This window comes from Psychrobacter sp. Pi2-1 (assembly GCF_904846645.1).
Taxonomy (GTDB): domain Bacteria; phylum Pseudomonadota; class Gammaproteobacteria; order Pseudomonadales; family Moraxellaceae; genus Psychrobacter.
Genome location: NZ_CAJHBO010000045.1, coordinates 1 through 1,344 on the forward strand (window position 1 = coordinate 1; position 1,344 = coordinate 1,344).

Consider the following 1,344-nt stretch of genomic DNA (forward strand, 5'->3'; position numbering starts at 1 on the left):
TGAACCGCCCCGACTTTATCGGAGACTTATTTACTTGAGTCAGGCAGCAATACCTGACAGGATTAAATTATCATAATACCGCTTTTCAAACTCAAAGGGTGACACATATCCAATCGTGCTATGCAATCGTGTTCTATTAAACCAATCCACCCATTCAAGGGTTGCTAGTTCAACATCGTTCACACCAGTCCAGTTCTGTTTTAAATAATGAATCACCTCAGACTTATAAAGCCCGTTGACCGTTTCAGCTAATGCATTATCGTATGAATCGCCTGTCGTACCGACAGAAGCTATAACACCGCATGTAGCCATTTTATCAGTATAGCGAATGGATAAATACTGAACCCCTCGATCACTGTGATGAATCACATCTTTGGGATAGTTTCTATCTGCTATTGCTTGATTTAACGCCGCCATCACCATATCTGTGTTCATACGATTAGATACTTTCCAGCCCACAATAGCGCGAGCAAACACATCAATAATAAAAGCGGTATACACCCAGCCGCTTATCGTCTTGATATAAGTAAAGTCTGCCACCCAGAGCTGGTTAGGGCGATGAGCGCTAAAGTTACGATTGACTAGGTCATCAGCACGCTTTTGGTCGTCACGGCTGTTGGTGGTAATCTTGCCTTTGCCACGCCAGACGCCTTGTAGGCCATGCTGTCTCATTAAACGCTCTATGGTACAACGAGCAACCTTTAACCCGTCAGCTTTCATCTGCTGCCATACTTTACGCGCACCGTAACGGCATTTGCTGTCCTGCCAGATACGTTTAATCTCGCTGATGTAAAAGTCGTCATGTTGGCTGCGCAGTGAGCGTTTTTCAGGGTAGCTCTCCAAGTCTTTAGCACGGTGATAGGTTGATGGGGCAATCGGTAATACTCTACAGATCAGCTCGACCCTATAATTATTCTTATGATCGTCGATGAATTGAATCATGATTTTAGTCAGCGGTCGAGCTCCGCCTGGGCGAAAAAAGCGGCAGCCTTACGTATGATCTCATTGGCTTGCTTGAGCTCTCTGCATTCGCGTTCAAGCTCCTTGATGCGCTCTTTATCACTTTGCGCTTGCACCGATGCAGGAATAGTTTGATCGATGTGTTTTTTATGCCACGACCGCAGGGTTTCAGGCGTACAGCCAATCTTAGGGGCAATGGCTTGAATAGCTGACCAGGTAGAGGGATAGTCGCCCAACGCTTCTATCAGCATGCGAACGGCGCGTTCTTTAATCTCAGGAGTGTAGTTTCGTGTTTTCATTGTCGTATTCTCTCAGAATGTTGAGTCTCCGACAATCCCGGGGCGGTTCATATAACGAAAAACAACCTAATAAGCTTACGGTTCA

General features: G+C 45.7%; 1 protein-coding gene and 1 other annotated feature. The gene reads right to left on the reverse strand.

What is annotated here, in order from left to right; all coding sequences use genetic code 11:
- Window positions 1-39 precede the first annotated feature (39 nt).
- Window positions 40-1,259, reverse strand: a protein-coding gene (locus JMX91_RS13160) for an IS3 family transposase (protein ID WP_201549609.1) whose coding sequence is annotated in 2 segments (ribosomal slippage) — window positions 40-974 and window positions 974-1,259 — 1,221 coding nt in all. Because the reading frame shifts where the segments join, the coding sequence is not laid out codon by codon here.
- Window positions 868-984 (reverse strand) — a sequence feature (AL1L pseudoknot). It overlaps the preceding gene by 117 nt.
- Window positions 1,260-1,344: the final 85 nt, after the last annotated feature.